Source organism: Citrobacter sp. Cpo069, assembly GCF_030332785.1.
In the GTDB taxonomy this organism is placed as follows: domain Bacteria; phylum Pseudomonadota; class Gammaproteobacteria; order Enterobacterales; family Enterobacteriaceae; genus Citrobacter; species Citrobacter portucalensis.
Map to the genome: position 1 here is coordinate 197,466 of NZ_JAOWHD010000045.1, position 24,075 is coordinate 221,540.

Here is a 24,075-nt window from a genome sequence, read left to right on the forward strand (position 1 = left end):
GCCTTAGCGTCGCCATCAGGCAATCAATGCCGGATGGCGACGCTAAGGCGTCTTATCCGGCCTACATGGACACCCATAAATGCCAGGAGAAAAATGATGAATCATTTACCAATGCCAGCCTTCGGCCCGCTTTCCGGGGTACGCGTTGTCTTTTCAGGGATCGAAATTGCCGGTCCGTTCGCCGGACAGATGTTCGCCGAATGGGGCGCTGAGGTTATCTGGATTGAAAACGTCGCATGGGCCGATACCATCCGCGTACAGCCTAACTATCCGCAGCTCTCACGCCGTAACCTGCACGCCCTGTCGCTGAATATTTTCAAAGATGAAGGCCGGGAAGCGTTTCTGAAGCTGATGGAAACCACCGATATTTTCATTGAAGCCAGTAAAGGCCCGGCCTTTGCCCGCCGCGGTATTACCGATGAAGTGCTGTGGGAACATAACCCGAAGCTGGTTATCGCCCATCTTTCCGGCTTCGGCCAGTTTGGTACCGAGGAGTACACCAATCTTCCGGCGTATAACACCATCGCACAGGCGTTCAGCGGCTATCTGATCCAAAACGGCGACGTGGATCAGCCAATGCCCGCCTTCCCGTACACCGCCGATTACTTCTCCGGGATGACCGCAACGACAGCAGCGCTGGCGGCCCTGCACAAAGTGCGCGAAACGGGTAAAGGTGAAAGCATCGATATCGCTATGTACGAAGTGATGCTGCGCATGGGTCAGTATTTCATGATGGATTACTTCAACGGCGGCGAAATTTGCCCACGCATGACCAAAGGCAAAGACCCGTATTACGCTGGCTGCGGCCTGTATAAATGCGCCGATGGCTATATCGTCATGGAGCTGGTCGGCATCACGCAAATCAACGAATGCTTCAAGGATATTGGCCTCGCCCACATTCTTGGCACACCGGAAGTCCCGGAAGGCACCCAGCTTATCCATCGTGTGGAATGCCCTTACGGCCCGCTTGTGGAAGAGAAACTGGACGCCTGGCTGGCAACGCACACCATCGCCGAAGTCCAGGCGCGCTTTGCTGAGCTGAACATCGCATGCGCGAAGGTGCTGACTATTCCTGAACTGGAAGGCAACCCGCAGTACGTTGCCCGTGAATCTATTACTCAGTGGCAAACAATGGATGGCCGCACCTGCAAAGGGCCAAACATCATGCCGAAATTTAAAAACAACCCGGGGAAAATCTGGCGTGGCATGCCGTCACATGGCATGGATACTGCCGCCATTCTGAAAAATATTGGTTATAGCGAAGCAGACATAAATGAGCTGGTCGGCAAAGGCCTGGCCAGAGTTGAGGAATAAACGCGACGCGCTGACCCCTCGATGGTTAGCGCTCACGCCTGATTTCAGTGGATAAAGCAATATGGATATCGTTGGCGGACAAAACTTACGTCAGATGTGGGACGACCTGGCCGGGGTGTACGGAGATAAAACGGCGTTAATTTTCGAATCCTGCGAAGGAATCGTTCGGCAGTTTAGCTATGCCTCGCTCAATGAAGAGATTAACCGCACGGCAAACCTGTTCCATTCCTTAGGGATCCGCAAGGGCGATAAGGTCGCATTGCATCTGGATAACTGTCCGGAATTCATTTTTTGCTGGTTTGGGCTGGCAAAAATTGGCGCCATCATGGTACCGATTAATGCCCGCTTGCTGGGTGAAGAAAGTGCCTGGATCCTGCAAAACAGCCAGGTAAGTCTGCTGGTCACCAGCGCCCAGTTTTATCCTATGTACCGCCAGATACGACTGGAAAATAGCACCCCGCTTAATCATATCTGTCTGATTGGCGAACAGCTTCCGGCTGACGACGGTGTGAGTCACTTTACCCAACTGCAATCCCGCCAGTCCACCACGCTGTGCTATACGCCCGCGTTATCCACTGACGATACGGCGGAAATTCTGTTTACCTCAGGCACCACCTCGCGGCCTAAAGGGGTGGTAATTACCCACTACAACCTGCGTTTTGCAGGCTACTACTCTGCCTGGCAAATCGCCCTGCGCGATGATGACGTCTACATGACGGTGATGCCCGCGTTTCATATCGACTGTCAGTGTACCGCCGCAATGCCCGCATTCTCCGCTGGCAGCACCTTTGTGCTGCTAGAGAAGTACAGTGCCAGGGCGTTCTGGAATCAGGTGCATAGATATAAGGCGACGGTTACCGAATGCATTCCGATGATGATCAGAACGCTAATGGTGCAGCCCGCTGCACCAACCGACAGACAGCATCACCTGCGCGAAGTGATGTTCTACCTCAATTTATCCGAGCAGGAAAAAGACGATTTTACCGAACGCTTTGGCGTCAGGCTGCTGACCTCCTACGGTATGACTGAAACCATCGTCGGTATTATCGGCGACCGTCCCGGTGACAAACGACGCTGGCCCTCCATTGGCCGCGTGGGATTTAGCTATGAAGCCGAAATCCGTGACGATCACAACCGTCCCCTGCCCGCCGGAGAAATTGGCGAAATCTGTATTAAAGGCGTGCCGGGCAAAACAATCTTCAAAGAGTACTACGCGCAGCCGGAGGCTACCGCCAAAGCGCTGGAACCTGAGGGCTGGTTACATACCGGTGATTCGGGCTATCAGGATGAGGATGGCTATTTTTATTTCGTCGACAGGCGCTGCAACATGATTAAACGCGGCGGAGAAAATGTCTCCTGCGTCGAGCTGGAAAATATTATTTCTGCGCATCCCAAAATTCAGGACATTGTGGTTGTCGGTATTAAAGATTCAATCCGTGATGAAGCCATTAAAGCGTTTATCGTCCTTAATGAAGGTGAAACATTAAGCGAAGCCGAGTTCTTCAGCTTCTGCGAAAACAATATGGCGAAATTCAAGGTTCCCTCTTTTATGGAGATAAGAACCGACCTGCCGCGCAATTGTTCAGGAAAAATAATCAAAAAAAATCTGAAATAACCCTTCCGACAGGAACTCCTCCTGCCGGGAAATCTATTTATCTGGAGATGAACTATGAGTGATTCATTACATCTGACCCGTAACGGCCCGATCCTGGAAATTACCCTCGACCGGCCTAAAGCCAATGCCATTGACGCCAAAACCAGCTTTGCCATGGGTGAAGCGTTTCTTAATTTTCGTGACGACCCGGAATTACGCGTAGCGATTATCACCGGCGGCGGTGAGAAATTCTTTTCTGCAGGCTGGGACTTAAAAGCGGCAGCTGAAGGTGAAGCGCCAGATGCCGATTTTGGCCCAGGCGGCTTCGCCGGTTTAACCGAAATTTTCGATCTCGATAAGCCGGTCATCGCTGCGGTAAACGGCTATGCGTTTGGCGGTGGTTTTGAATTGGCGCTGGCAGCGGATTTTATTGTCTGCGCGGAAAATGCCAGCTTCGCACTGCCGGAAGCCAAGCTCGGGATCGTGCCTGACAGCGGCGGCGTACTGCGTCTGCCTAAGCTGCTGCCACCGGCAATCGTCAACGAAATGGTGATGACCGGCAGACGAATGAGCGCCGAAGAAGCGCTGCGTTGGGGCATCGTCAACCGCGTTGTCAGCCAGGGCGAACTGATGGATAGCGCGCGTGAACTGGCGCAGCAGTTGGTCAATAGCGCCCCGCTGGCTATCGCCGCACTGAAAGAGATCTATCGCACCACTAGCGAAATGACGGTGGAAGAAGGCTACCGCTACATCCGCAGCGGCGTGCTGAAGCACTATCCATCTGTACTGCATTCGGAAGATGCGCTTGAAGGTCCGCAGGCGTTTGCCGAAAAACGCGACCCGGTGTGGAAAGGTCGTTAATGTGCCGATGCCGGATAGCGATTCGCTTATCCGGCAATAAAACCGAGATAAAACGATGAGCTACTACGCCTTTGAGGGCCTGATTCCGGTGGTACATCCGGATGCCTTTGTCCATCCCAGCGCCGTGCTGATTGGCGATGTCATAGTGGGTGCCGGAGTTTATATTGGCCCGCACGCGTCATTGCGCGGTGACTATGGTCGCTTGATCCTGGAGGCAGGTTCTAATTTGCAGGATGGCTGCATCATGCACGGCTACTGTGACACCGATACCATCGTGCATGAAAACGGACACATCGGCCATGGCGCAATCCTGCACGGTTGCGTGGTGGGCAGAGATGCGCTGATCGGCATGAACAGCGTCATTATGGACGGCGCAGTGATTGGCGAAGAGAGCATTGTCGCCGCTATGAGTTTTGTCAAAGCCGGATTTCAGGGAGAGGCAAGGCAGATGCTGGTTGGCTCACCCGCTCGCGTATTGCGTGAAGTCACGGACCAGGAACTGCACTGGAAACGGCTAAACACCAAAGAGTATCAGGATCTTGCAACTCGCTGCCACACAGGTCTACACGAAACGCAGCCCTTAACGCGGGTCGAAGAAAACCGGCCACGCCTGAAAGGCACAACGGACGTAAAACCCAAATCAGCACAATAATTGATGCCGGATGCGCTCACGCTTATCCGGCCTACGCGTCAATCACCGTTTATGCCGCCATCAGGCAAACTGATTATTAGCGACGCATACTCTTGGAGAGCATCATCTGCCATTTCTGCTCACGGTTGAGCTCTGTTGGAGGAACGGCAGACAGGCGTGGCGTTTTCGCCATGCTCACCTTTTTCTCCTGCAAATTGTGATTCAGTCGGCTGTAGAGATGAGAGTCAATACTCACGACTTTTACCAGGCGCTGGCACTGACAGCCTCGTCCTGCAATCTGGTTAGGGATCATCTTCACTTCACAAACAATTTCCCCCACTTCCGACAGAATATAAGAGAGCGTATTAATTGCTTTGCAGTGCTCGATATCAAAATGGCGGGAAATTTCCTTTGCGGTGATCCAACGATCCTCGGCCATCATCCAGTCAGCAATTAACAAATAAAGCGGTCTTTCAACATATTTTTCACACATAAGCACACCATTTTCACAAATTAAAAATCTGGCTACGGCCTGTCCAAATTAATAAAAACTAAGCCATATTAAAATTGTGGATATAAAGGATAGTATGCGACTTGAATGTTGATTAGTGTGAGCAATATCGTGCTTATTACATTGAAAATGTGGTTACGGAAACGGACTTGTCCAGGAATGACCTTACGCAAGACAAAAAAAGGGTTTCTTTACAGAAACCCTTTCAAAATTATATTACAGGTCCGGTTAGAGCAATATTCACCGGACCTTTTGTTTATTACTTTTTGATCTGCGCGTGCATTTCCTGCACCGAGGTTACCTTCTCGGTGGCATCGGCATTCAACGCCATCGCTGTGGCGAAACCGCCGTTCAGCGTAGTGTCATAATGCACTTTGTACTGCAGCGCGCTGCGGCGAATCAGCTTGGAGTCTTCAATCGCCTGACGACCTTCGGTGGTGTTGATGATATAGGTGTACTCGCCATTCTTGATACGGTCCTGAATGTGCGGACGACCTTCATGCACCTTGTTCACCAGACGTGGATTGATACCCGCTTCACCCAGCACAATCGCGGTCCCGTGCGTCGCATCCAGCTCGAAGCCAAACTTCAGCAGTTTCGCTGCCAGGTCAACCACGCGCTCTTTATCGCCTTCGCGAACGGAGAGCAGCGCACGACCCTGTTTTTTCATGGTGGAGCTGCTGCCCAGCTGTGCCTTGGCGAACGCTTCCGCGAAGGTACGGCCCACGCCCATCACTTCCCCGGTAGAGCGCATTTCTGGCCCTAACAGCGGGTCAACGCCCGGGAATTTGTTGAACGGCAGCACCACTTCTTTTACCGAGTAATACGGCGGGATAACTTCTTTGGTTACGCCCTGCTGTGCCAGCGTTTTCCCGGCCATCACGCGCGCCGCGACTTTCGCCAGCGGTACACCAGTTGCCTTGGAGACGAACGGAACGGTACGCGCTGCACGCGGGTTCACTTCAATCAGGTAAACTTCGTTATTCTTCACTGCAAACTGGACGTTCATCAGACCGCGAACCTGCAGTTCGAAAGCCAGTTTCTGCACCTGTTGGCGCATCACATCCTGAATTTCCTGGCTCAGGGTGTAAGCAGGCAGAGAACATGCGGAGTCACCGGAGTGCACGCCCGCCTGTTCGATATGCTCCATGATGCCGCCAATCAGCACCATTTCACCGTCGCAGATAGCGTCCACGTCCACTTCAACCGCGTCATCAAGGAAACGGTCCAGCAGTACCGGCGCATCGTTAGAAACGCTGACTGCGGTCTGGAAGTAGCGACGCAGGTCGGCTTCGTCGTAGACGATTTCCATCGCGCGACCACCGAGAACATACGACGGACGCACCACCAGCGGGTAGCCAATCTCTTTCGCCTTCTCAACAGCCTGTTCGATAGCCGTTACGGTAGCATTCGCCGGTTGTTTCAGCTTCAGACGGTCAACCGCCTGCTGGAAACGCTCGCGGTCTTCCGCGCGGTCGATGGCATCCGGGCTGGTACCGATAACCGGTACACCTGCCGCTTCCAGCGCACGCGCCAGCTTCAGCGGGGTCTGTCCGCCGTACTGTACGATGACGCCTTTCGGCTTCTCGATACGAACGATTTCCAGTACGTCTTCCAGCGTGACCGGCTCGAAGTACAGGCGGTCGGAGGTGTCGTAATCAGTTGAAACGGTTTCCGGGTTACAGTTGACCATGATGGTCTCGTAACCGTCTTCGCGCAGCGCCAGCGAGGCGTGTACGCAGCAGTAGTCAAACTCAATGCCCTGACCGATACGGTTTGGACCACCGCCCAGCACCATGATTTTATCGCGGTCAACGGACGGGTTCGCTTCGCACTCATCTTCATAGGTGGAGTACATGTAAGCGGTGTCGGTGGCAAATTCTGCTGCACAGGTATCCACGCGTTTGTAGACCGGGTGCAGATTGTACTGGTCGCGCAGTTTGCGGATTTCCGCTTCGCGAACGCCGGCCAGTTTCGCCAGACGCGCATCGGCGAAGCCTTTGCGCTTCAGTACGCGCAGGAAGTCAGCGTCGAGGCCGTTGATGCCAAGGTCGGTGACTTTTTCTTCCAGACGTACCAGCTCTTCGATCTGCACCAGGAACCAGCGGTCGATGTTGGTCAGGTTGAACACGCCATCGACGGACAGGCCAGCACGGAAGGCATCGGCGATGTACCAGATACGCTCAGCGCCAGCGTCTTTCAGTTCGCGACGGATTTTAGTCAGTGCTTCCGGGTCGTCCAGGCTTACTTTCGGGTCGAAGCCGGTTGCGCCCACTTCCAGACCGCGCAGCGCTTTCTGCAACGATTCCTGCTGGGTACGACCAATCGCCATCACTTCACCGACAGATTTCATCTGCGTGGTCAGGCGGTCGTTAGCACCAACGAATTTCTCGAAGTTGAAGCGTGGTATTTTCGTCACAACGTAGTCGATGGACGGTTCAAACGAGGCCGGAGTACGACCACCGGTGATGTCGTTCATCAGTTCGTCGAGGGTGTAACCTACGGCCAGCTTGGCGGCAACTTTCGCAATCGGGAAGCCGGTAGCTTTGGACGCCAGCGCCGAGGAGCGGGACACGCGCGGGTTCATCTCGATGACAATCAGGCGACCGTTTTTCGGGTTTACCGCAAACTGGACGTTAGAGCCGCCGGTTTCTACGCCGATTTCACGCAGTACCGCCATCGAGGCGTTACGCATGATTTGATATTCTTTGTCGGTCAGCGTCTGGGCAGGTGCTACGGTGATGGAGTCACCGGTATGGATGCCCATCGCGTCGAAGTTTTCGATGGAGCAGACGATGATGCAGTTGTCGTTTTTATCACGCACCACTTCCATCTCGTACTCTTTCCAGCCAATCAGTGATTCATCAATCAGCAGCTCGTTGGTTGGGGAAAGATCCAGACCGCGTTCGCAGATTTCTTCGAACTCTTCGCGGTTATAGGCGATACCGCCACCGGTGCCGCCCATGGTGAAGCTAGGGCGGATAATGCACGGGAAGCCAACGTCAGCGGCAACCGCCAGCGCTTCTTCCATGGTGTGAGCGATGCCTGAACGTGCGGTGTCGAGACCAATCTTTTTCATCGCGATATCGAAGCGACGACGATCTTCCGCTTTATCAATGGCATCCGCCGTTGCGCCAATCATGGTCACGCCGAATTCAGCCAGTACGCCCTGGCGTTCCAGTTCCAGCGCACAGTTCAGCGCTGTCTGACCGCCCATGGTTGGCAGCACCGCATCCGGGCGTTCTTTCTCAATAATTTTGCGCACCACTTCCCAGTGAATCGGCTCGATGTAAGTGGCATCGGCCATTTCCGGATCGGTCATGATGGTTGCCGGGTTCGAGTTCACCAGAATAACGCGGTAACCCTCTTCACGCAGGGCTTTACACGCCTGCGCGCCGGAATAGTCAAACTCACACGCCTGACCGATAACAATCGGACCCGCGCCCAGAATCAGGATACTTTTTATGTCTGTACGTTTTGGCATGGCTCTATTACTCCTGATTATTTCGCGGACTGACGGTATTGCTCAATTAACTCGATAAAGTGGTCGAACAACGGTGCAGCGTCGTGCGGACCCGGACTCGCTTCAGGGTGTCCCTGGAAGCTGAACGCCGGTTTGTCGGTACGATGAATCCCCTGCAAGGTGCCGTCGAACAGTGACTTGTGGGTCACGCGCAGGTTGGCAGGCATGGAAGCTTCATCTACAGCAAAACCGTGGTTCTGTGCGGTGATCATCACGGTATTGTTATCAATATCTTTTACCGGATGGTTACCGCCGTGGTGGCCAAACTTCATCTTAATGGTCTTCGCACCGCTCGCCAGCGCCAGCAGCTGATGGCCGAGGCAGATGCCAAATACCGGAATATCGGTTTCGAGGAATTTCTGAATCGCGGTAATTGCGTAGTCGCACGGCGCCGGGTCGCCAGGGCCGTTGGACAGGAAAATACCGTCCGGATTCATCTTCAGAACGTCTTCTGCTGAGGTTTTCGCCGGTACAACCGTCAGGCGGCAGCCGCGGTCCGCTAACATACGCAGAATGTTACGTTTGGCGCCGAAATCGTAAGCCACAACGTGGAACGGCATTTCATCGGCAGATTTCGCTTCCGGCAGGTCACCGGCTAGCGTCCAGCTCCCCTGCGTCCAACTATAAGGCTCCGCGGTGGTCACTTCTTTCGCCAGATCCATACCGTTCAGGCCTGGGAAAGCTTTTGCTTTTTCCAGTGCCAGCGCCGCATCCGGGTTATCGCCCGCGATGATGCAGCCGTTCTGTGCGCCCTTTTCACGCAGCAAACGCGTCAGCTTACGGGTATCGATATCAGCAATCGCCACAATGTTATGGCGCTTGAGGTAAGAAGAGAGGTCTTCAGTATCGCGGAAGTTGCTGGCAATCAGCGGCAGGTCGCGGATGACCAAGCCTTGCGCATGTACCTGAGAAGATTCTGCATCGGCTTCATTGGTGCCGACATTACCGATATGAGGATAAGTAAGAGTGACGATTTGGCGGGAATAGGAAGGATCAGTGAGGATTTCTTGATAACCGGTCATTGAAGTATTGAAAACGACTTCCCCAACCGCCGAACCTGTTGCCCCTATGGCCCGACCGTGAAACTGGGTTCCGTCTTCCAGAACCAATAGCGCTGACTTAATCAAAACACCCTCCAGAGAATATTCACTCACTTTATTTGCATATTAATTCATTAACACCTCATGAATCAATGCAAATTTGCTTACCTATGGATTTCTGGCAAACGGCGGCATTCTAGAGACAGCTCACACAAAAGTCTACCCAAAAGGGCTTTTTTTATTATTATTTTGCGCCACTGGGATAAAATACACGATTTAACAGGCAAAAAGATCAGCTAACTCAGGGTGGAAAACGCTTGCGGCAGACAAAGAGTGTAAAAACAGAATGCGGGAGAGAAAAAAGTGGACCATTTGGTCAAAATTTACATTGAGATAACAGAATCACCCAACAAAACATAGACAAATAACCAATCAAAAGAAAAAACACATTCAGAAGCCAAAAATAAAAGGGCAATAAAATATTGCCCTATGTAATCAAATAATTATGATTACAATAACCACATCACGAAGGGTAATGAAAGCTATAAACTGCGTAAATCAAGCACATCTTTCATGTCAAAAAGACCATTTGACTTTGATTTTAGCCAAATTGCCGAACGCACTGCGCCATTGGCAAAAGTCATGCGGCTGGACGCTTTATGCGTGATCTCAATACGCTCGCCATTATCAGCAAACATCGCGGTATGCTCACCGACGATATCCCCCGCACGCACCGTGGCAAAACCAATCGTGCCCGGTACGCGCTCGCCGGTGTAACCTTCACGCGAATAGACGGCACACTCTTTTAAATCTTTATCCAGCGCCCCGGCAATCGCCTCGCCCATCGCCAGCGCAGTGCCTGACGGCGCATCAACTTTATGGCGGTGGTGAGCTTCAATAATCTCAATATCGGTGTAATCGCCCATCACTTTCGCCGCCTTCTCCAGCAGCTTAAGCATAACGTTCACGCCGACGCTAAAGTTCGCGGCGAAAACGATCGCAATCTCCTGCGCGGCATCACGAATAGCCTGTTTACCGGCATCGTCAAAGCCGGTGGTGCCAATCACCATCCCTTTACCGTGCTGGCGGCAAAACGCCAGATGCGCCAGCGTGCCTTCCGGGCGGGTAAAATCGATGAAAACATCGAAATCATCTTTCACCGCTTCAAGGCTGCTTTGCACGGTAACGCCCGTTTTTCCAGCCCCCGCTAATTCTCCGGCATCGCTTCCCAGTAAGGACGAGCCTTCGCGCTCTAACGCGGCACCCAATTGAACACCTTCCATCGCCATGGCGGCCTGGATTAACTGCCGTCCCATGCGGCCACCGGCGCCGGCAATGGCGACACGGATTTGTGCTTCATGCATAGCTATTCTCTTTTATAAAAATTGCGTAAACCGTTTTCAGAGTAACCAGCGCGCCCGGAGGCCGCTAGCTGAAAACACCCATAATTAGAATTTAATGATAAACAGAGGGGAATATCAGTAAAAGACATGATTCATCCCGCAGGATGAATCATTGCTGGAGCACAGGAAAGAAGTCAAACTTACTCAGTATGGCGCAAAATGATGGGAAAACGACGGAAATACGAGCAGAAATCAGCCAGTCTGCGTAGATATTTTCGCGAGTGTGGTTTTATGGCACGAGCGTGTAGTTGACGATCATTTGCCCTTTTTTCATCTTCACCTGAGTAATCGTCACCGGTCCAATCTCAGAGAGATGGGCAACATGCGTCCCTCCGCAGGGATAAGCGAGGAGAGGACCAAATCCAACCTGCCGCAACCCGTCGGTGAATGTCACTTGTCTGGAGAGATTGTCTGCCTGCCAGGCGTTGATTTTCTCCTGCAGCGATAGCGTATCCGGTAACGTACCGTTTTCACCGGCGGCGAAAGTAATGCGCCCCTCATTGGGCCAATGGTGTGCTTTCACCGGGAGCCAGCCAAACGCTGTACCCGCCAGGCCGATAAGATGTCCTGCCGAGTGCAGGCGGGCGTGCAGTTGACGCAACGCGGCATCCACACACAGGTTCACGATGCCGGGGAGGAGCGGTTTTGCCACGATGTGCACCACATCGTCACCGCGCGCGAGGACTGTTTCAACCCGCTCATCATCAATCCAGCCCGCATCCGCAGGCTGCCCGCCTCCCTGCGGGTGAAAAAGGGTTCTATCCAGTACCACCGCGTACCGTCCATCCGGTTCAGCCGAGCAACTCAGTAAGTTAGCCTGGCCTTCAGTGTTATCGCTGGTGTAATAAAGACGTTCAGTCATGATTGCTCTCCTCTTGATGGGAAGAGTATATTCACTTTACTGACGGCGATAATCCTGCGCTGGTTCAATGCATTTTTGCCTGGTACGCACAAATGAATCCTAACCTTCTTCCCGACCTTGCCACCTTTGTGTTGATTATCGACCAGGGGAGCTTCTCCGCTGCCGCCAAAGCCTCGGGTGCTACGCCTTCCGCTATTAGCCGCAGCGCTTCACGCCTCGAGAAGGCGTTGGGCAGTAAGCTGCTGCACCGTACGACGCGCAAGCTGGCGCTCAGCGAAACGGGCAAAATTGTGTATGCACACGCGCAGGAAATGCTGCATGCGGCGCAAATGGCCGTCGACTCAGGCAGCAGTCGACAAACCATCGCGCAAGGGCAACTGACCCTCAGCGTGCCGAAAGCGGTGGGGCGATTTGTCATTCATCCACTGATGGCCGAATTCTTTACGCGCTACCCGCAAGTGGACGTCTGCCTTCGGCTGGAAGACCGGTATATGGATTTAATCGACGACGGCGTCGACCTTGCACTGCGCATCAGTCAGTCGCCCTCCCCGGGCCTGTACGGGAAACCGCTGATGCCGGTCAGCCATGTGATATGCGCAACCCCCGAATACTTACGCAAGCACGGTACGCCCGAGCACCCGCAGGCACTGCGAGAGCATAGCTGTATCAGTCTTGGCGAGACACCTGCGGATTCACGTTGGAAGTTTCGACGCGGTGAGCTCATGGAGACCATTCAGACTCATGGCCGCTACGCCGCCAACCACACCGGTGTACGTCTGGACGCGGTAAAAAAGGATCTGGGAATCGGCAGCCTGCCACTGTTCACCGCCAGCGAGGCACTCGCCAATGGCGAGATTGTCCAGGTACTGCCAGAATGGGAATTTATCAGCGACTACAGCGGGGAACTGTGGCTGCTATGGACGCGCAATCAACATATGCCCGCCAGAATGCGGGCGATGATTGATTATCTCAGCGAGAAGGTGCCGTTGCACAACACCTGATTACAGCGCGCGGGCAAATACCTCTGCCACCCACTGCTGGAAACCTTCAACGTTCAGGCCCAGCGCAACCTGCGCATTTGCCGGATGCCCCAAACGTCCTTCAATGTCCACTACCGTCGTACCCGAGGTATATTCGCCCTGGGTTTCAACCGCCACGAAACACGACTGCAGGGTAAACAGTTCCGGGCGCACCAGCCAGGCAATGGCGCACAGATCGTGCATTCGCAGCCCCGTATTCATACTGCCGCTACGGTAATGGCTAAACAGCGCATGCAGCATTTTCCCCGTCTGGTTAAGCTGAGGCAACGTCGCCAGATAGTCCGGGGCGAGCATAGCCTGATTAGTGACATCCAGCCCACACATCACAATCTCCAGCCCACTCTGGAAGACTTTCGCTGCGGCCTCGGGATCGATAGCAATATTAAACTCGGCGTTGGGTGTGAAGTTCCCGCGCCCGGCAGAGCCGCCCATAATCACCAGACGGTGAATGTTGAATACGCATTCAGGATAATGGGTCAGCAGCAGCGCAATGTTGGTCAGCGGGCCAATTGCCACCAGCGTCACGGGCTGCGGGGCATGCATCAGCGCATCGCGAATCGCCTGGAAGGCGGGTTTTGCCATCGCCTGGCGGTCGTGTTCGACAAATTCATACCCTTCCATACCGGACTCGCCGTGCACGGAAGCGGCATCACGCAGCGGCCGCACCAGCGGCATTGATGCTCCCTGCGCCAGCGGAACATCCGCATTCCAGAAGTGCAGCAGTTGCAACGCATTACGGGTGGTTTTTTCAACCGACACATTGCCTGCTACCGTGGTCATCAGTTGCAGATCCAGCTCAGGGGCAAACAGCGCGGCGGCAATGGCGGCGGCATCATCAATGCCGGGATCGGTATCAAGAATGATCGGTAAGCGCATGGTTTCTCCATAAAAAAAATGCCAGACGTTAAGTCTGGCATCTTCTCATAATCGTAACCGGAAAGACTTACTCTACTTCACGAACATCCACACGCAGCTCTTTCGGCACTTCGAAAACGATGTTCTCTTCGCGGCCTTCCAGTGGGATCGCTTCCCCACCACCAAGCTCTTGCAGGCGAGCAATCACGTTTTGCACCAGGATATCCGGCGCCGAGGCTCCGGCCGTCACGCCCACACACTTCGCTTCTTTCACCCACGCTTCCTGAATGTCGGTCGCATCGTCAATCAAATACGCCGCTTTCCCCATTCGCTGGGCCAGTTCAGCCAGACGGTTGGAGTTAGAGGAGTTCTTAGAGCCGACCACCAGCACAACATCAGCCTGTTCCGCCAGCGCGCGAACCGCTTCCTGACGGTTGGTGGTGGCATAACAGATATCGTCTTTGCGCGGCCCGACAATTTTCGGGAAGCGTTGACGCAGCGCATCAATAACGTCAGAAGTGTCGTCAACGGAAAGCGTTGTCTGCGTCATGAAGGATAATTTTCCTTCATTTTTCACATTCAGTTTCAGCACATCATCCGGTGATTCAACCAGATACATTCCCCCTTGCGGGTTGCTGTACTGGCCCATTGTGCCTTCGACTTCCGGGTGCCCGGCGTGCCCAATCAGAATGGATTCTTCGCCACGACGACTGGCGCGGGCAACTTCCATATGCACTTTCGTTACCAGCGGGCAGGTCGCATCAAAAACCGTGAGGTCACGGCCTTTGGCTTCGTTACGCACCGCCTGAGATACGCCATGAGCGGAGAAAATCAGGATCGCGCCATCCGGCACTTCGCTGATTTGCTCGATAAAAATAGCGCCGCGCTCGCGCAGGCTATCCACCACATAGCGGTTATGCACCACCTCGTGACGGACATAAATCGGTGCGCCATAAATAGCCAGCGCGTTTTCCACAATGCTGATAGCGCGGTCTACGCCAGCGCAAAAACCGCGCGGGTTGGCCAACAGGATCTGCATTTTACGCCTCCAGTGCCGGTTCGACTTCCAGCACTTCAATATCAAAATGAACGGTATGCCCGGCCAGCGGATGGTTGAAATCAACCGTGATCGAGTCACCGTTGATTTCGCGGATCACGCCAGGCATCTCACTGCCGTCCATTGCGGTAAAGAGCATGATAGCGCCAATTTCTGGCTCGCCCGCGTCCATAAACTCCCGACGCGAGAAATACTGAATTAAGTCCGGACTTGACACGCCAAAGGCGGCATCCGGTTCCAGAGCAAAAGTGGTTTTATCACCTTCTTTTAGCCCCAGCAGGTGTTGTTCCAGTCCTTCAGACAGAGAACCGTCGCCCAGGCGAAACAGCGCAGGCTTGCCGTTATTGCGGGTTGACTCTGCGGTTGAGCCATCGTCGAGCTTAAGGGTGAAGTGCACCAGCACCGCACTGTTACTCTGTACTGATTTAGACATGCAGGTTGCTCTTTAAAATTGCTGCCGCCTGTTTGCCCGGTGGCGCTACGCTTACCGGGCAAACAAGGATCGCAGTATATTGTAGGCCGGATTAGCATAGCGCCATCCGGCATTTTTTATGCGGCTTTTTTCTCTTTCGACGGCAGGAAGCCTTCGAGAACAATCAATGCCGCGCCGATACAGATAGCAGTATCGGCCAGATTGAAGGTCGCGAAATGCCAGTCGCCGACGTAAAAGTCAATCATATCAACCACGAAGCCGTGCCACAGGCGGTCAAACAAGTTGCCCAGCGCACCGCCAATGATTAACGCATACGCGATGTTGTTCAGCTTCTGGGTCGCCTTCGAGCGATACATCATCACCATCAGGATGACGCAAATACCGATGGCGATGCCGGCAAAGAACCAACGTTGCCAGCCGCCGCTGTCGGCTAAGAAGCTAAACGCCGCACCATAGTTACGCGCGTAGTGCAGATTAAGCGACGGAAACAGCGACACCGTATCCCCCAGAGCAAAGTTCTGGAGGATCAGGTATTTGCTGCCTAAATCGATAATCAGCACGACTACCACCAGCCACAGCCAGCGTAGTCCTGTTGAACAAAGAGGCTTACTCATCAGGCAAACTTACGTTGTTCGCCATCACCGGCGATGTTGCTGACACAGCGTCCGCAGATATCTGCATGTTCCGCCACCTGGCCGACGTCGGTAGTGTAATGCCAGCAGCGCGGGCATTTCTCACCTTCGGCTTTGCTCAGTACGATTTTCAGACCTTTGAGCAGTTCGCTCTGCTGAGCATCAGCAGGAGCCGCTGCATAATCCGCAACCGTCGCACCAGAGGTCAGCAGTACAAAACGCAACTCTTCGCCCAGTGCGGTCAGTTTCGCCGCCAGCTCAGGTTCAGCGTACAGGGTCACTGCCGCCTCCAGAGAACCACCGACTTTCTTATCCGCACGCGCCTGTTCGATGACCTTGTTCACTTCGCCACGCACTTTCAGCAGCTCGTCCCAGAAGGCATCGTTCATCGCTTCGGTTTCGCCTAAGCCAAACAGACCTTCGTACCATTCACCGGTAAAGACATACTTCTCACGATCGCCCGGCAGGTAGCCCCAGATTTCATCGGCGGTGAAGGACATGATCGGCGCCATCCAACGAACCAGCGCTTCAGCGATATGGAACAGCGCAGTCTGGCAGCTACGACGCGCCACGCTGTCCGCTTTCGCGGTGTACTGACGGTCTTTGATGATGTCGAGGTAGAACGAACCCATTTCGACGGAGCAGAAGCGCATCAGGCGCTGTACCACTTCGTGGAAGTCATAGGCTTCATAGGCTTTCAGGATTTCGTCCTGCGCCGCTTGCGCACAACCTACCGCCCACCTGTCCAAAACCACCATCTCTTCCGGTTTCACCATGTCTTTAACCGGATCGAACCCATTCAGGTTCGCCAGCAGGAAGCGCGCGGTGTTACGGATACGACGATAGCTGTCGGCAGCACGTTTCAGAATTTCGTCAGAAACGGCCATTTCACCGGTATAGTCGGTTGAAGCCACCCACAGACGCAGAATATCCGCGCCCAGTTTGTTCATCACATCCTGCGGAGAAACGGTGTTACCGATAGACTTGGACATCTTACGGCCCTGACCATCAACGGTGAAACCGTGAGTCAGTACCTGGCGATAAGGTGCTTTGCCTTTCATGGCGGTGGAGATCATCAGAGATGACATGAACCAGCCACGGTGCTGGTCAGAGCCTTCCAGATACATATCGGCCGCATGGCCTGCAAACTCAGGACGCACGTCCACGACGGAGGAGTGGGTTGAACCAGAGTCGAACCACACGTCCAGCGTATCCGGGACTTTGACATACTGGTCAGCTTCGTCGCCGAGGATATCTTTCGGATCGAGATCCCACCACGCCTGGATGCCGTCAACTTCAACGCGTTTAGCCACTTCTTCCATCAGTTCGATAGCGCGCGGATGCAGCTCTTCGGTGTCTTTGTGAACAAACAGAGACATCGGCACACCCCACGTACGCTGACGGGAGATACACCAGTCAGGACGGTTAGCAACCATCGATTCAATACGCGCCTGGCCCCAGTCCGGGATCCACTGCACGCCTTTGATCTCTTTCAGCGACTGTGCGCGCAGGCCTTTTTGATCCATGCTGACGAACCACTGTGGGGTCGCACGGAAGATGATCGGTGACTTGTGACGCCAGCAGCATGGGTAGCTGTGCTGCATCTTCTCAACGTGCAGCAGCGCACCTTTTTCGCTCAGCAGCGCAACGATTTTGTCGTTGGCTTTAAAGACGTTCACGCCGTCCAGATCCGGATAGGTACCCGCCAGGTATGCGCCGTCCGGGCCAACCGGGTTAGCGATTTCCAGACCGTATTTCTGGCTGATGACGTAGTCATCCGGACCGTGACCGCCAGCGGTATGAACCGCACCGGTACCCGCATCCAGCGTAACGTGATCGCCAAGGATAGCTGGCACATCAAAGCCCATAAACGGATGGGTAAAGCGCAGCAGTTCCAGCTCAGCGCCTTTAACGGTGCCGAGAATGGTGTATTCAGCCGCGCCAATACGCTGCATAACGCTTTCAACCAGATCTTTCGCCAGAATCACAGCCTGGCCGTCAATCTGCACCAGCGCATAGTCAAAATCAGGTGCCAGAGAGATTGCGCGGTTCGCCGGTAACGTCCACGGGGTAGTGGTCCAGATAACCAGAGAGATCGGGCCGTTGACGTCAGAAACGCCAAATTTCGCTTTCACCGCATCCTGATCGGCGGCGTGGAACGCCACGTCGATGGACGGGGAGGTTTTGTCATAATACTCAACTTCCGCTTCCGCCAGCGCGGAACGGCAGTCAACGCACCAGTGCACCGGCTTCGCACCTTTGTGCAGGTGACCGTTACCGATGATTTTACCCAGCGCACGAATGATGTTGGCTTCGGTTTTGAAGTCCATGGTCAGGTACGGATGCGACCAGTCGCCCAGTACGCCAAGACGGATAAAGTCTTTACGCTGACCGTCAACCTGGGTCGCTGCGTATTCGCGGCACTTGGCACGGAACTCAGCGGCGGTAAACTTCTCGCCCGGTTTGCCGTATTCCTGCTCTACTTTCAGCTCGATCGGCAGACCGTGGCAGTCCCAGCCCGGAACGTAAGGCGAGTCATAACCCGTGAGTCCTTTGGACTTCACGATAATGTCTTTCAGAATCTTGTTAACCGAGTGACCAATATGAATGCTGCCATTCGCATAAGGAGGGCCATCATGCAGAATGAAGGTTTTTTTGCCTTTTTTGGCCGCACGAATGATGCCGTACAGGTCATCATCAGTCCAACGCGCCAGCATTCCCGGTTCGCGCTTGGCGAGATCGCCGCGCATCGGGAACCCTGTTTCCGGCAAATTCAGGGTTGATTTATAGTCACTCATCAGATTCTCGGTTCCGTATTTAAAACTCGTATAGGCATTAAGCCGGTTTTGTTAGCCCAAAAAATTCACGGGCAGTCAACTCATCACGCGCAATCTGCGCTTTTAGTTCATCCAGCGAGGCAAATCGCTGTTCGCTGCGTATTTTTTTACGCAGTACTACATCTATATGGCGACCATACAGGTCCATTACAACGTCCAATAGATGCACTTCCAACTGTTGGCGTACGCCTGCTACCGTCGGGCGGGTGCCGATGTTGGCGACGCCGGGCAACGGTTTATCGCCCAGTCCCATCACTTCAACCGCATAAACCCCTTTCACCGGAGAAACCTGGCGACGCAGCGGTAAGTTTGCCGTCGGAAAACCGATGGTGCGCCCTAATTCATCACCGTGAACGACACGTCCTGAGATAGTAAAAGGATGCCCAAGCAGGCTTTCGGCCAGTTGCAGGTTATCTTCTGCCAGCGCCTGACGTACCGCGGTGCTGCTAATGCGCACACCGCCTTCGCAGAAGGTTTGGGTGCTGGTGATATCAAAACCATACTCAGCGCCCGCTTCCTGTAATAACAAGAAATCGCCCGCACGGCTAGCGCCAAAGCGGAAATCATCACCAACGGCAAGAAATTGTACACCAAGGCGCTTAACCAGCAGATCGCTGATGAAGGTCTGCGCCGTTAATGCCGCAAAGCGCCTGTCAAAACGCACGCACAGCACGTAGTCCACGCCGCATTCCGCCAGATAACGCAGTTTTTCGCGCAGGCGAGTGAGGCGCGCAGGTGACTTGTCGGTCGCAAACAGCTCTAGCGGCTGCGGCTCGAAAATCATCACCATCACCGGTAAATTGCGTTTGCGCCCTTCTTCCCGTAAACCCTGCAGCAACGCACGGTGGCCACGGTGCACGCCGTCGAAATTACCAATAGTCAGCACACACCCATGCGGGGCCTGACTGAGATTATGTATGCCTCGTATCAGCTTCATGTCTGGCTCAAAACAGTGAAAATCGTGAAAGTATACCCTGTACCGCGGTCAACGTTAACCGGCGATTGTTTCTACGAAACAGAAAGAGGATTGTTTTCATTGTTATGAAACAAATTGCAGACCTTCATGGGCACGCCAATGCAATTTTTCTCGTGGAAAAGCTGTATTCACGCCACGCAAGCTGGTAGAATCCTGCGCCATCACTACGCAACGAGTGCTGCAATTTAAACGGCGCTTATTTGCACAAATCCATTGACAAAAGAAGGCTAAAAGGGCATATTCCTCGGCCTTTGAATTGTCCATATAGAACACATTTGGGAGTTGGACCTTGGCTAATATCAAATCAGCTAAGAAGCGCGCCGTTCAGTCTGAAAAGGCCCGCAAGCACAACGCTAGCCGTCGCTCTATGATGCGTACTTTCATCAAGAAAGTATACGCAGCTATCGAAGCTGGCGACAAAGCTACTGCACTGAAAGCATTTAACGAAATGCAACCAATCGTGGACCGTCAGGCTGCTAAAGGTCTGATCCACAAAAACAAAGCTGCACGTCATAAAGCAAACCTGACTGCACAGATCAACAAACTGGCTTAATCGCCTGCTTGTTGTCGCTTTGTGAAAAACCCGCGCAAGCGGGTTTTTTTATGCCTGCTATCTGACGTTTTTCTCTTTAGCCACTGATGTTGTTCTCGCTCGTTCACACTCTTTCTGACCAGCCTGTTTTTTCAGCTATCCCTTCCTCAGTCGCGTCGCGTAATACGTGAAAGTTATTTTCTTTCACTGTTTTCCTTTTTTTATTTCATTATTAAAAAAACTGTGACCACCTTAGCAAATAGAAACATCGTTCATTCAAAAACGAATAAACGCAATCCTGATGTAAGATTTGATAATTGATTGCTGCGGTAGGGTTAACTACTTTTCATGTACACCTTACTCACTCATTTTAATCTGAGGTTAAATTAAGTAACGACATAAAAAATAATATTTAAAACTTGCTTGGAAAGTAGAAGCTGTTTTTCTGGGCGTATCGTTCCAGTATCGGAGTTATTATTATGAGTTCTGTTATTGAGGATACCCAGTCATGCGGGTCAACATCATTATCTTTACTACAGCGTATTAGCTACGGCTCTTTGGATGTGGCGGGTAATCTGCTGTATTGTTTCGGTTCAACTTACATTTTATATTTCTACACAGACGTTGCAGGTATTAGCCTCGCCGTAGCAGGCGTCATCCTGCTGCTGGCGCGTATTGTCGATGGCATAGACGCCCCCATATGGGGGATCATCATCGATAAAACGCGTTCGCGTTACGGTAAATGCCGCCCCTGGTTTTTATGGTTGCCATTACCTTTTGCCGTATTCAGCGCCCTGTCATTTTGGTCTCCTGATATCAGTATGACCGGAAAAGCTATCTATGCAGCAATATCTTATATGATTGCCAGCATTCTATTTACCGGACTTAACACACCGCTCAGTGCAATATTACCCCTGATGACCTTATCTCCTAAGGAAAGACTGGTTTTAAATTCCTGGCGAATGACCGGTGGGCAGATTGGGGTTTTATTAATGAATGCGACTGCACTGCCGTTAGTTGCTTTTTTAGGTAACGGAAATGATCATGCGGGTTTTATTTATACGGCGATTATATTTGCCGTAATATCCTGTTCGTTAACGCTTTTCGCCTTTAAAAATATCCGAGAAATGAATACGGATAAAATTCAACAAGAACCTAAATTGCCGATGAAAAAGAGTTTTGCGGCAATGAAAGGCAACTGGCCATGGATCCTGATGGTGCTGGCAAACCTGATCTTCTGGATTGCCCTACAACAACGCTCCACAACGATTGTCTACTATCTGACCTACAACCTCGACCGCAAAGATCTGGTTCCGCTGATTAACAGCCTGGCGACAATTCAGATCCTGTTTATCATCGCTATCCCCTTCTTTAGCAAATACCTGGCTAAAACGTGGATATGGGTAGGCGGTCTGCTGGTCGCCACGCTTGGCGGCATCATGATGTGGCTGGCAGCGGACAACATTCCTTTTCTCATCGCCGCCTGGGTACTCGGCAATATCGGCAGCGGTATCGCCTGCTCAATGCCGTTTGCCATGCTGGGCTTCGCAGTCGACTTCGGCGCATGGAAGACGGGTATTAAGGCTACCGGCATTCTTATCGCCTTCGGCAGCACCTTCTGCATCAAGATGGGTAGTGGCCTCGGTACCGCTTTCGCTGCCTGGATCATGAACAGTTTTGGCTATGTCCCCAACCATGCCCAGAGTGCTGCGGGTCTGGAGGGAATTACCTGGGCCTTTATCTGGGCACCCGCCCTACTCTTCGCGCTCGCAGCGATCCCACTACTTTTCTTTCGTAAATACGAAGCGATGGAAGAGAAGATTCGCCACGATCTGGAAACCATCAACTAAAAACGATCTTTACCTTCACCCTCGAAATATGGGAGGCACCACCATGCCATTTATGCAACATGACCCGCGTCGCCTGGTCTGGCAGCAAAACGATCGCTATTTATGGATTGAACCCTGGGGCGAGAACAGCCTGCGCGTACGCAGTGGCCGTCATCTGCCGGTAATGAGAAATGAAGACTGGGCATTGACTGAGCCAGTCGCAGAAAGCCACTGCCACATTGATTATGAGCACCACCAGGCGACGCTGACCAACGGCAAAATTATCGCTATCGTCAATCAAAAAGGACAAGTTACCTTTTACCGCCATCCACACAAACCTCTGTTGCAGGAGTTCTGGCGCCTGCGGGGCGAAATTGGCGAGGATGAATCTTCTCACGGCCAGTACGTCAGCGCACTCAACCTTGAAGGGCGCGAATTCCGACCTATTCAGGGTGGAAAATATTCACTTAAAGCCCGCTTCGAAGCCACTGAAGGGGAAAAAATTTATGGTATGGGGCAGTATCAACAGGCTAACCTGGATCTCAAAGGATGCGTTCTTGAGCTGGCGCAACGTAACTCCCAGGCCTCAGTACCGTTTATGCTCTCCAGTCTGGGCTACGGATTTTTATGGAACAACCCGGCAGTCGGGCGCGTAACCTTTGCCCACAACGTTACCGAATGGGAAGCACAGGTCAGCGAACAGCTGGACTACTGGATCACGGCTGGCGATACCCCGGCAGAAATTAGCCGGGCATATGCGCTGGCTACCGGCACACCGCCGATGATGCCGGACTACGCCATGGGCTTCTGGCAGTGCAAACTCCGCTATCGTACGCAGGCAGAGCTGCTGGAGGTTGCCCGCGAATATAAGCGCCGCAATCTGCCTATCTCGGTGATCGTTATCGACTTCTTTCACTGGCCGAATCAGGGTGACTGGATGTTCGATGCGCGCGACTGGCCCGACCCTGATGCCATGATTGCCGAGCTGAAATCGCTGGGAATTGAGCTGATGGTCTCCGTCTGGCCGACGGTGGATAACCGCACCGAAAGCTATCGGGAGATGCGCGAAAACGGCTGGCTGGTACAGACGGAACGTGGCTTGCCGATCAATATGGATTTCCTCGGCAACACCACTTTCTTTGATGCAACCCATCCGGGTGCGCGGGACTACGTCTGGGGCAAAGCCAAACGCAACTATTATGATAAGGGCGTGAAGCTATTCTGGTTAGACGAAGCCGAACCTGAGTTCAGCGTTTATGACTATGACAACTATCGCTACCATGCCGGGCCGGTACTGGAAGTGGGCAATATCTACCCGCGAATGTACGCCAAAACCTTTTTTGATGGCATGAAAGCTGATGGTGAAGACAAGGTTATCAACCTGCTACGCTGCGCCTGGGCCGGCAGTCAAAAGTATGGCGCACTGGTCTGGTCAGGTGATATTCACTCCTCGTTTAGATCGCTACGCAACCAGTTTGCCGCCGGACTCAATATGGGAATCGCGGGGATACCGTGGTGGACGACGGATATCGGTGGTTTTCATGGCGGTAATATTCACGACCCGCGTTTCCATGAACTGCTGATCCGCTGGTTCCAGTGGGGCGTATTTAGCCCGGTGATGCGTCTGCACGGCAACCGCGATCCGCAGATTTTACCGGAACAACCGTACCGGGATGGTATCGCCCAGTGTCCTACCGGTGCACCGAACGAAATCTGGAGCTACGGTGAAGATGTGTGCGACGTACTGACGGGTTGCCTGGCGTTGCGAGAGAAACTGAAGCCCTATATCAAAGAGCTGATGGAGGAAACCCATAAGCACAATACGCCAGTGATGCGCCCCCTGTTTTTTGATTTCCCCGAACAGGAAACAAGTTGGGCAATCACCGACCAGTACTGTTTTGGTCCTGACCTGCTGATCGCCCCCGTAATGCATGAAGGTATGCGCGAACGTGATATCTGGCTACCGGAAGGGGAAACATGGACGGATCTTACGACCGGCGAGAGTTATTCGGGAGGGCAAACGTTGCACTATGCCGCGCCATTGAACAGAATTCCGGTATTTATCCGCGAAGGTGGGCAATATCGTAGCTTATTGAGGCTATAGCATGAAACCGGCTGCGGGTGAGTACCGCAGCCGGGAGTATT

General features: G+C 53.1%; 19 protein-coding genes and 1 pseudogene. 8 read left to right on the forward strand and 12 right to left on the reverse strand.

Annotation, left to right across the window (positions count from 1 at the left end):
• Nucleotides 1-96: 96 nt before the first annotated feature.
• The 4 genes from caiB to caiE all read left to right on the forward strand — a co-directional run bounded on the left by caiB (nt 97) and on the right by caiE (nt 4,421).
• Nucleotides 97-1,314 (forward strand): L-carnitine CoA-transferase, encoded by a 1,218-nt coding sequence (gene caiB, locus OGY08_RS08960; protein WP_003018901.1) that lies wholly within the window; start codon nt 97-99, stop codon nt 1,312-1,314.
• A gap of 61 nt (nt 1,315-1,375) precedes the next feature.
• Nucleotides 1,376-2,929 carry a crotonobetaine/carnitine-CoA ligase gene (gene caiC / locus OGY08_RS08965; RefSeq protein WP_060682769.1) on the forward strand — a complete coding sequence of 518 codons (1,554 nt, stop codon included), beginning with the start codon at nt 1,376-1,378 and terminating at the stop codon, nt 2,927-2,929.
• Nucleotides 2,930-2,983: 54 nt separating this feature from the next.
• On the forward strand, nt 2,984-3,769 hold the full coding sequence (caiD, locus tag OGY08_RS08970; RefSeq protein ID WP_008786162.1) for a crotonobetainyl-CoA hydratase: 786 nt from the start codon (nt 2,984-2,986) through the stop codon (nt 3,767-3,769).
• Between the two features lie 55 nt (nt 3,770-3,824).
• Complete coding sequence (gene caiE / locus OGY08_RS08975) at nt 3,825-4,421, forward strand: carnitine operon protein CaiE (protein WP_048214964.1); 597 nt, start codon at nt 3,825-3,827, stop codon at nt 4,419-4,421.
• A 76-nt stretch (nt 4,422-4,497) separates the two neighbouring features.
• Here the strand turns inward: caiE and caiF are convergent, their stop codons facing one another.
• The 5 genes from caiF to OGY08_RS09000 form a co-directional block, all read right to left on the reverse strand.
• Nucleotides 4,498-4,893: a carnitine metabolism transcriptional regulator CaiF gene (gene caiF, locus OGY08_RS08980; protein WP_003829705.1), complete on the reverse strand. Its 396-nt coding sequence runs from the start codon at nt 4,891-4,893 to the stop codon at nt 4,498-4,500.
• A gap of 277 nt (nt 4,894-5,170) precedes the next feature.
• The gene (gene carB, locus OGY08_RS08985) at nt 5,171-8,395 is read right to left on the reverse strand and encodes a carbamoyl-phosphate synthase large subunit (protein WP_003829707.1); all 3,225 of its coding nucleotides are present in this window, start codon (nt 8,393-8,395) and stop codon (nt 5,171-5,173) included.
• A gap of 17 nt (nt 8,396-8,412) precedes the next feature.
• Nucleotides 8,413-9,561 (reverse strand): glutamine-hydrolyzing carbamoyl-phosphate synthase small subunit, encoded by a 1,149-nt coding sequence (gene carA / locus OGY08_RS08990; protein WP_003829709.1) that lies wholly within the window; start codon nt 9,559-9,561, stop codon nt 8,413-8,415.
• A gap of 455 nt (nt 9,562-10,016) precedes the next feature.
• Complete coding sequence (gene dapB, locus OGY08_RS08995; RefSeq protein WP_286565859.1) at nt 10,017-10,838, reverse strand: 4-hydroxy-tetrahydrodipicolinate reductase; 822 nt, start codon at nt 10,836-10,838, stop codon at nt 10,017-10,019.
• A 268-nt stretch (nt 10,839-11,106) separates the two neighbouring features.
• Nucleotides 11,107-11,739, reverse strand: coding sequence for a serine-tRNA(Ala) deacylase AlaX (locus OGY08_RS09000; protein ID WP_032942337.1), 633 nt, complete (start codon nt 11,737-11,739; stop codon nt 11,107-11,109).
• 92 nt (nt 11,740-11,831) lie between these two features.
• Between OGY08_RS09000 and OGY08_RS09005 the strand changes: the two genes are divergently transcribed.
• Complete coding sequence (locus OGY08_RS09005; protein WP_008786157.1) at nt 11,832-12,740, forward strand: LysR family transcriptional regulator; 909 nt, start codon at nt 11,832-11,834, stop codon at nt 12,738-12,740.
• Here the strand turns inward: OGY08_RS09005 and rihC are convergent, their stop codons facing one another.
• The 7 genes and pseudogenes from rihC to OGY08_RS09040 form a co-directional block, all read right to left on the reverse strand.
• The gene (gene rihC, locus OGY08_RS09010) at nt 12,741-13,655 is read right to left on the reverse strand and encodes a ribonucleoside hydrolase RihC (protein WP_125362749.1); all 915 of its coding nucleotides are present in this window, start codon (nt 13,653-13,655) and stop codon (nt 12,741-12,743) included.
• A gap of 67 nt (nt 13,656-13,722) precedes the next feature.
• A complete protein-coding gene (gene ispH / locus OGY08_RS09015; protein ID WP_003018925.1) occupies nt 13,723-14,673 on the reverse strand; it encodes a 4-hydroxy-3-methylbut-2-enyl diphosphate reductase in 951 nt (316 codons plus the stop codon).
• Between the two features lies 1 nt (nt 14,674).
• On the reverse strand, nt 14,675-15,124 hold the full coding sequence (fkpB, locus tag OGY08_RS09020) for an FKBP-type peptidyl-prolyl cis-trans isomerase (RefSeq protein WP_003018929.1): 450 nt from the start codon (nt 15,122-15,124) through the stop codon (nt 14,675-14,677).
• A gap of 116 nt (nt 15,125-15,240) precedes the next feature.
• Nucleotides 15,241-15,738 carry a signal peptidase II gene (lspA, locus tag OGY08_RS09025; RefSeq protein ID WP_003018932.1) on the reverse strand — a complete coding sequence of 166 codons (498 nt, stop codon included), beginning with the start codon at nt 15,736-15,738 and terminating at the stop codon, nt 15,241-15,243.
• A complete protein-coding gene (ileS, locus tag OGY08_RS09030) occupies nt 15,738-18,554 on the reverse strand; it encodes an isoleucine--tRNA ligase (protein ID WP_003829724.1) in 2,817 nt (938 codons plus the stop codon). The genes lspA and ileS overlap by 1 nt, the downstream gene beginning before the upstream one ends.
• A gap of 37 nt (nt 18,555-18,591) precedes the next feature.
• The gene (ribF, locus tag OGY08_RS09035) at nt 18,592-19,530 is read right to left on the reverse strand and encodes a bifunctional riboflavin kinase/FAD synthetase (RefSeq protein ID WP_003829725.1); all 939 of its coding nucleotides are present in this window, start codon (nt 19,528-19,530) and stop codon (nt 18,592-18,594) included.
• Nucleotides 19,531-19,537: 7 nt separating this feature from the next.
• Nucleotides 19,538-19,753: pseudogene (locus OGY08_RS09040) on the reverse strand (DUF2575 domain-containing protein).
• Between the two features lie 105 nt (nt 19,754-19,858).
• Between OGY08_RS09040 and rpsT the strand changes: the two are divergent.
• The 3 genes from rpsT (at nt 19,859) to OGY08_RS09055 (ending at nt 24,034) form a co-directional block, all read left to right on the forward strand.
• Nucleotides 19,859-20,122 (forward strand): 30S ribosomal protein S20, encoded by a 264-nt coding sequence (gene rpsT / locus OGY08_RS09045; RefSeq protein ID WP_003018940.1) that lies wholly within the window; start codon nt 19,859-19,861, stop codon nt 20,120-20,122.
• A gap of 458 nt (nt 20,123-20,580) precedes the next feature.
• Complete coding sequence (locus OGY08_RS09050; RefSeq protein ID WP_048236162.1) at nt 20,581-21,951, forward strand: MFS transporter; 1,371 nt, start codon at nt 20,581-20,583, stop codon at nt 21,949-21,951.
• 43 nt (nt 21,952-21,994) lie between these two features.
• A complete protein-coding gene (locus tag OGY08_RS09055) occupies nt 21,995-24,034 on the forward strand; it encodes a glycoside hydrolase family 31 protein (protein WP_286565860.1) in 2,040 nt (679 codons plus the stop codon).
• The last annotated feature ends 41 nt before the right edge of the window (nt 24,035-24,075 follow it).

Excerpts from the sequence above, each read along its gene's own strand:
- caiB (WP_003018901.1), top strand. The coding sequence starts at position 97 with ATGAATCATTTACCAATGCCAGCCTTCGGCCCGCTTTCCGGGGTACGC.
- caiC (WP_060682769.1), top strand. The coding sequence starts at position 1,376 with ATGGATATCGTTGGCGGACAAAACTTACGTCAGATGTGGGACGACCTG.
- caiD (WP_008786162.1), top strand. The coding sequence starts at position 2,984 with ATGAGTGATTCATTACATCTGACCCGTAACGGCCCGATCCTGGAAATT.
- caiE (WP_048214964.1), top strand. The coding sequence starts at position 3,825 with ATGAGCTACTACGCCTTTGAGGGCCTGATTCCGGTGGTACATCCGGAT.
- caiF (WP_003829705.1), bottom strand. The coding sequence starts at position 4,893 with ATGTGTGAAAAATATGTTGAAAGACCGCTTTATTTGTTAATTGCTGAC.
- carB (WP_003829707.1), bottom strand. The coding sequence starts at position 8,395 with ATGCCAAAACGTACAGACATAAAAAGTATCCTGATTCTGGGCGCGGGT.
- dapB (WP_286565859.1), bottom strand. The coding sequence starts at position 10,838 with ATGCATGAAGCACAAATCCGTGTCGCCATTGCCGGCGCCGGTGGCCGC.
- OGY08_RS09000 (WP_032942337.1), bottom strand. The coding sequence starts at position 11,739 with ATGACTGAACGTCTTTATTACACCAGCGATAACACTGAAGGCCAGGCT.
- OGY08_RS09005 (WP_008786157.1), top strand. The coding sequence starts at position 11,832 with ATGAATCCTAACCTTCTTCCCGACCTTGCCACCTTTGTGTTGATTATC.
- rihC (WP_125362749.1), bottom strand. The coding sequence starts at position 13,655 with ATGCGCTTACCGATCATTCTTGATACCGATCCCGGCATTGATGATGCC.
- ispH (WP_003018925.1), bottom strand. The coding sequence starts at position 14,673 with ATGCAGATCCTGTTGGCCAACCCGCGCGGTTTTTGCGCTGGCGTAGAC.
- fkpB (WP_003018929.1), bottom strand. The coding sequence starts at position 15,124 with ATGTCTAAATCAGTACAGAGTAACAGTGCGGTGCTGGTGCACTTCACC.
- lspA (WP_003018932.1), bottom strand. The coding sequence starts at position 15,738 with ATGAGTAAGCCTCTTTGTTCAACAGGACTACGCTGGCTGTGGCTGGTG.
- ileS (WP_003829724.1), bottom strand. The coding sequence starts at position 18,554 with ATGAGTGACTATAAATCAACCCTGAATTTGCCGGAAACAGGGTTCCCG.
- ribF (WP_003829725.1), bottom strand. The coding sequence starts at position 19,530 with ATGAAGCTGATACGAGGCATACATAATCTCAGTCAGGCCCCGCATGGG.
- OGY08_RS09050 (WP_048236162.1), top strand. The coding sequence starts at position 20,581 with ATGAGTTCTGTTATTGAGGATACCCAGTCATGCGGGTCAACATCATTA.
- OGY08_RS09055 (WP_286565860.1), top strand. The coding sequence starts at position 21,995 with ATGCCATTTATGCAACATGACCCGCGTCGCCTGGTCTGGCAGCAAAAC.